Genomic DNA, 5,556 nt, shown 5'->3' on the forward strand with positions numbered 1-5,556 from the left:
CAGAGGTGGCGAAACCCGACAGGACTATAAAGATACCAGGCGTTTCCCCCTGGAAGCTCCCTCGTGCGCTCTCCTGTTCCGACCCTGCCGCTTACCGGATACCTGTCCGCCTTTCTCCCTTCGGGAAACGTGGCGCTTTCTCATAGCTCACGCTGTTGGTATCTCGGCCCGGTGTAGGTCGTTCGCTCCAAGCTGGACTGTATGCACGAACCCCCCGTTCAGTCCGACCGCTGCGCCTTATCCGGTAACTATCGACTTGAATCCAAACCGAGAAGACACGACTTATCGCCACTGGCAGCAGCCACTGGTAACCGAATTAGAGGAGTTAGCCTTGAAGTCATGCGCCTGTTAAGGCTAAACTGAAAGAACAAGTTTTGGTGACTGCGCTCCTCCAAGCCAGTTACCTCGGCTCAAAGAGTTGGTAGCTCTGAGAACCTTCGAAAAACCGCCCTGCAAGGCGGTTTTTTCGTTTACACAGCAAGAGATTACGACGAGATAGAAAGGATCTCAAGTTCTCATATCATAAAAACAAGCTGACACATCCACGATGTTATACCTTTTGAATCGCTACAGCTTTAAACCCTTTATCTGTTTTTTCTAATTTAAACCTAACTAAAATACCTTTACATATATCGACATCATGCCCTAAAAACAAAAAATCATCATACCGAAAGAAAACATCACGTCCACGCTCACGCCTTATAAAGCCATACCCTTTAACATGGTCATAAAAATTAACAAATCCATTTTCCATATAATCACCTATCTGGAAGTAATGCCACAAGCTTACGTCTATATAGTTTTGCAAGATTCTTATTAGTCCGCCCTACTATATCAAAATCATAGAGCATCCTATCTATTTTCCTTATCTGCTCATCAGTTAAAGGCGGCGTAAATTTATTTAGATAATGCTTAGCCATCAACTTTAATTTAGATATCTTGTAATCATCATAAACTGGCATTATCTCAGAAAGAATCGCCCTCAATTCAACCGCCTGGACATGCCCAAGCCTCGACATTTGAGCAACCTTGCCAGAGCATCTATTCCATAAATCATGGTACTCTTTCGTATGACGTTCATAAGCACCTTGTTTTTTACATATATAAACTAAGTACCTGATATAACGTCTATTTTCTTTTGTTAACTTAGGAACGCCATGCTTTACCCACAACCCAGTGACACTAAGTTTAGAAGACGAATCTTTTGAGTGCTCTATCGTTGTCTTACTTTCATTTATTGAAAGTCTGTACTGATTCACCATTCCGTGAACGAGTTTTATTACTTTTGTTTTTTCCTCTGATGAAAGATCCTTATCAGAGGATATAGTAATATCATCTAAAAGCCTTGAATATGAAAGCCCCATAGACTTCAATCTATTATAGAGATTATACTCACTATTAAAAAATAAAAGATTTGCAATATAACTAGAACAGCACCCACCCTGAGGAACCTTATTATTCAACGTCACAAGTTCCGTTAAGCACAAAGAAACCTCAGGAGAAAAACGCATTAAATTTTTAAAAATAGAACAAACATCTTTTTTACTAATGCTGGGATAAAAATTGGTGATATCAAGACATATAACTGTTCTTTTCCTAGTATGAACAGCGGCATTAGATATATAATCGCGACCACTTAACGCCCCATGCAAATAATGAGGGTAATCAATTTTCTCAAAAATTTCTTTATTTATTTTTTTTTGAATTCCTTTCAAAGATCTCTTGGGTTCAAAAATTTGCCTTTCTTTTTTATTCTTCCCTGTTTCAACCTTAAACTGCTTGTACGACATCGATACAGACTTGACTATCCAGTCCAATCTTTTTCTTTCTATGCCTAACATCGCAGATAAAGAATCCAAAGATGCAACAGGAGTTCCATTAAACCTGGGTTTATTCATGATGTTTGAGTTAAAAGTCGATTAGTTAAAAAGTTTCGATACGTAATCTATTACTTTAAACATAATCAAGCACATAGAAAACAAAAACTGTGTTTTTTTCAGTGCCTCCAGAGAGCCAACCTCTCTTTTTTTCTTCATCTGACCGTCTCCAGAACAAGATGAAGAGCTCTTGGTTACGTTAATGTTGATGTTGATAATAAACATGATGCAACTCCTATTGGTTATGAAATTTTGCCAGACCAGTAGGAAAGCAAGGAAAAACTCTATTGGCTCTTTGGGACTTTTAACTCACATTGCCAGACAATCGTCGCTATTCTTTTAGTGCTGATACACGCTCAGGGGCGTTCTCACCATTAATTAGCGGCCAGGCCGGTCATGATCTCATGCGAGATCGCCTTAAAAACAAGGCATCGGTTTCCTTGCGCAACACACACGTAACCATTTGTTAAAGAGCGAGAGCCAGGCGTGGTTCGCCCGCTTCGCTGATTATTATAAAGTTTTTTATCTTTCTGTCACCAACAAGAAAGCGCCTTATCCTGCCAGCGATAGGCTAAAAGGTATGCAGCATGAGATTCAAATCAACTCAGCTACAAAGGCCATAACAACAATCCCAACCTCAGCATCGGCACTCAGGATAATTTTTGAACTAGCATCTCTTAAATTCTGACCGTCAAAGGTTGCTACTTTTTTTAAAGAGGCATCCCTTAAAACCTTGCCATCAAAAGTCGCCACTTTTTTTAAAGAGGCATCCCTTAAAACCTTGCCATCAAAAGTCGCTATTTTTTTTAAGCTAGCATCCCTTAAAATCTTGCCATCAAAAGTCGCTATTTTTCTCGAAAAGGCATCTCTTAAGGTTTTACCGTCAAACCGAGCAATAGTTTTTAAGTCATTGTTTTTTATTGAAATATTCATTTATCACCAATAGTAATTTAACCAATTGTATTTACCATAATCCCTTAATTGTACGCACCGCTGAAACGCGCTGAACGCAATTCTGACGCAAATACCGCAAAAAGAGAGGTTTAGCCCCGAAAAAACAGGAAGGATGCGTCAGGATCGTTTTCAGCTCACTGCATAGCTATGCATGAAAGCGAATGGTGATCACTTTGGGAGCTTACGGTGTTCATACCGTCTGTTTTCGACAGTTTTCTCCCCGGGAAGCTAATCTGCCATAAGCCTGGATAACAGGGCACGGTGATACTCCGTAATAGCGATCAGTACCTCCGCATACTCCCTGTCCCCGACACGCTTGCCGTCGATAAAGAGTTTTTTCTGTAACGCCCCCAGTCTCATAACTTCTTTCAGTACCCGATCATCAGTCAGTGAGTTAACTTTCTTACCGAGAGCTGCCGCCCGTAAAAAACCGGAAACGGTCTTGCCGCATTCAGCAGCCCTTTTTCTGATTTCCTGGTCTTCTTCTGCCGTCAGACGAACAGGGCGACTGATAGCCCGCCTGCGCGTATTACTTCCACTTCGTTTTGTCATAAAACATGGCTCCGTATCTGACATGGGGTGTCGGGGCAAAGCCCTGACCAGGGTAATTGTAATAGCGTGCATGTATGCGCGGTATAACAATTACACATCCTGTCCTGTCAGCAAGCTCGAATTACCGACAAAGGCACGGCAGTTTTTTGGCAGTGACAGTGTTGTCTGACAGAAATGCCCGTCAAAGAGTCAGACAGCAGAATACCGACGGTAAAACAGTCGAAAAGTGGTACGCGATATAATCACACAAAGCAGATGACAGAAAGAACGGAGAAAACAGAAAGATGAACAAGCAGCAGCAAACCGTACTCAACATGGCAGGATTCATAAAAAGCCAGAGCCTGACGCTGCTCGAAAAACTGGACGCACTTGATGCTGACGAACAGGCAGCCATGTGTGAGAAGCTGCACGAACTCGCGGAAGAACTTCAGAACAGCATACAGACACGCTTTGAAGCGGAAAATCGCACCGGGATATAACGCATCAGGACAGGATGCAGAACGGCATAGAGGAGCGTAAGGAGAAAATGTCACATAAGGCGCTCTTCCGCTTCCTCGCTCACTGACTCGCTACGCTCGGTCGTTCGACTGCGGCGAGCGGTGTCAGCTCACTCAAAGGCGGTAATACGGTTATCCACAGAATCAGGGGATAAAGCCGGAAAGAACATGTGAGCAAAAGACAAAGGCCCAGAAGAAGGGCGAGCAGGAGGCGTTTTTCCATAGGCTCCGCCCCCCTGACGAGCATCACAAAAACCGACGCTCAAGTCAGAGGTGGCGAAACCCGACAGGACTATAAAGATACCAGGCGTTTCCCCCTGGAAGCTCCCTCGTGCGCTCTCCTGTTCCGACCCTGCCGCTTACCGGATACCTGTCCGCCTTTCTCCCTTCGGGAAGCGTGGCGCTTTCTCATAGCTCACGCTGTTGGTATCTCGGCCCGGTGTAGGTCGTTCGCTCCAAGCTGGGCTGTGTGCACGAACCCCCCGTTCAGCCCGACCGCTGCGCCTTATCCGGTAACTATCGTCTTGAGTCCAACCCGGTAAGACACGACTTAACGCCACTGGCAGCAGCCATTGGTAACTAAACAAGGTGGATTGAGATATTAAGAGTTCTTGAAGTGGTGACCTAACTGCGGCTACACTAGAAGGACAGCATTTGGTATCTGCGCTCCACCAAGCCAGTTACCTTCGGAAGAAAGAGTTGGTAGCTCTAGATTCCGGCAAACAAACCACCGTTGGTAGCGGTGGTTTTTTTGTTTGCAGGCAGCAGATTACGCGCCGCAAAAAAGGATCTCAAGAAGATCTTGAATCACTCTATAAAAATTTTGTTTTATAGCCGTATTTGTTGATGCTATAAGCCAGAGGCCTTCTATGAGAATAGACATATCACATCAAACACGACATACCCCGCCAAACATGCTTCCTCGGGAACAAAATTGTGTAGCAATGGCATTATCTGCGTGCTTTAGACAACAACTAAACCCTGTGGTAAACAGCTTATTAAAAGAGAGAATAATACTCTCGCCTAAAGAATTGGAACATGACAACGCAGTAATAAGTGTCCTGCAAAAACTACAAATTCAAGAAGTTTGTAACAGCACCCTTTGGGAGACAGCCAAACAACAACTACTTCAAAAACCGGACGGAAGATATTTTGCCATCAATTCTAAACACTTAGACTTTCCAGGCTCAGGAGAATCTCACGCCTTCTGTTGCATCAAATACAAAAATGCAATTGGCATTAACGGAAACAATGCCGAAACCCAATCGACCCACTACCAACCCTATCCGTATGATAAAGTCAGTATATGGGGACCATTCCCTCACAATTTAACGTAATATCTTAATTGTACGCACCTATAAAACGCACTGAGCGCGATTCTGACGCAAAAACCGCAAAAAGGGATGTTTTCCCCAGGGTAAACCAGAAAAACGCGCCAGAATCATTTTTAGCGCGTTGCATGACTATGCATGAAACTGAATGGCGTCCGGTTTGAGCGTGTCCGGTGTCCATGAGGCTTATTTTTGGCTGTTTTCGTCCTCCGGCGTCGTCTTTCCGGCTCCTCCTGGTGGCCAGAAGCAGCACCGTTACAGTGCCTGCCTCACAGTGCTGGATCCAGCACTGTGAGGCAGGCACTGTAACGGTGCTGCTTCTGGCCACCAGGAGGAGCCGGAAAG

The 5,556-nt window shown here is 44.0% G+C and carries 8 protein-coding genes; 4 read left to right on the top strand and 4 right to left on the bottom strand.

What is annotated here, in order from left to right; translation table 11 throughout:
- Nucleotides 1–201: 201 nt before the first annotated feature.
- Nucleotides 202–363 carry a replication initiation protein gene (locus tag C0K55_RS27245; protein ID WP_071529143.1) on the top strand — a complete coding sequence of 54 codons (162 nt, stop codon included), beginning with the start codon at nucleotides 202–204 and terminating at the stop codon, nucleotides 361–363.
- Nucleotides 364–550: 187 nt separating this feature from the next.
- On the opposite strand, the gene C0K55_RS25160 is transcribed toward C0K55_RS27245, so the two are convergent.
- The 4 genes from C0K55_RS25160 to mobA form a co-directional block, all read right to left on the bottom strand.
- A complete protein-coding gene (locus tag C0K55_RS25160) occupies nucleotides 551–754 on the bottom strand; it encodes a retron Se72 family effector protein (protein WP_000427298.1) in 204 nt (67 codons plus the stop codon).
- A 4-nt stretch (nucleotides 755–758) separates the two neighbouring features.
- A complete protein-coding gene (locus C0K55_RS25165; RefSeq protein WP_032341919.1) occupies nucleotides 759–1,898 on the bottom strand; it encodes a reverse transcriptase family protein in 1,140 nt (379 codons plus the stop codon).
- Between the two features lie 573 nt (nucleotides 1,899–2,471).
- On the bottom strand, nucleotides 2,472–2,810 hold the full coding sequence (locus C0K55_RS25170; protein WP_001027011.1) for a hypothetical protein: 339 nt from the start codon (nucleotides 2,808–2,810) through the stop codon (nucleotides 2,472–2,474).
- Nucleotides 2,811–3,059: 249 nt separating this feature from the next.
- Nucleotides 3,060–3,383 (bottom strand): plasmid mobilization protein MobA, encoded by a 324-nt coding sequence (gene mobA / locus C0K55_RS25175; protein WP_000166966.1) that lies wholly within the window; start codon nucleotides 3,381–3,383, stop codon nucleotides 3,060–3,062.
- 284 nt (nucleotides 3,384–3,667) lie between these two features.
- Between mobA and C0K55_RS25180 the strand changes: the two genes are divergently transcribed.
- The 3 genes from C0K55_RS25180 to C0K55_RS25190 all read left to right on the top strand — a co-directional run bounded on the left by C0K55_RS25180 (nucleotide 3,668) and on the right by C0K55_RS25190 (nucleotide 5,217).
- Nucleotides 3,668–3,862, top strand: coding sequence for a Rop family plasmid primer RNA-binding protein (locus tag C0K55_RS25180; RefSeq protein WP_001041640.1), 195 nt, complete (start codon nucleotides 3,668–3,670; stop codon nucleotides 3,860–3,862).
- 487 nt (nucleotides 3,863–4,349) lie between these two features.
- A complete protein-coding gene (locus C0K55_RS26310; RefSeq protein WP_001427889.1) occupies nucleotides 4,350–4,463 on the top strand; it encodes a hypothetical protein in 114 nt (37 codons plus the stop codon).
- Nucleotides 4,464–4,749: 286 nt separating this feature from the next.
- A complete protein-coding gene (locus C0K55_RS25190; RefSeq protein ID WP_105267050.1) occupies nucleotides 4,750–5,217 on the top strand; it encodes a hypothetical protein in 468 nt (155 codons plus the stop codon).
- Nucleotides 5,218–5,556: the final 339 nt, after the last annotated feature.

It is taken from the genome of Escherichia sp. MOD1-EC6098 (assembly GCF_002965865.1).
Lineage (GTDB): Bacteria > Pseudomonadota > Gammaproteobacteria > Enterobacterales > Enterobacteriaceae > Escherichia > Escherichia marmotae.

Bases quoted from the DNA above. Each gene is read 5' to 3' on its own strand.
- C0K55_RS27245 (WP_071529143.1), top strand. From the start codon at position 202: ATGCACGAACCCCCCGTTCAGTCCGACCGCTGCGCCTTATCCGGTAAC.
- C0K55_RS25160 (WP_000427298.1), bottom strand. From the start codon at position 754: ATGGAAAATGGATTTGTTAATTTTTATGACCATGTTAAAGGGTATGGC.
- C0K55_RS25165 (WP_032341919.1), bottom strand. From the start codon at position 1,898: ATGAATAAACCCAGGTTTAATGGAACTCCTGTTGCATCTTTGGATTCT.
- C0K55_RS25170 (WP_001027011.1), bottom strand. From the start codon at position 2,810: ATGAATATTTCAATAAAAAACAATGACTTAAAAACTATTGCTCGGTTT.
- mobA (WP_000166966.1), bottom strand. From the start codon at position 3,383: ATGACAAAACGAAGTGGAAGTAATACGCGCAGGCGGGCTATCAGTCGC.
- C0K55_RS25180 (WP_001041640.1), top strand. From the start codon at position 3,668: ATGAACAAGCAGCAGCAAACCGTACTCAACATGGCAGGATTCATAAAA.
- C0K55_RS25190 (WP_105267050.1), top strand. From the start codon at position 4,750: ATGAGAATAGACATATCACATCAAACACGACATACCCCGCCAAACATG.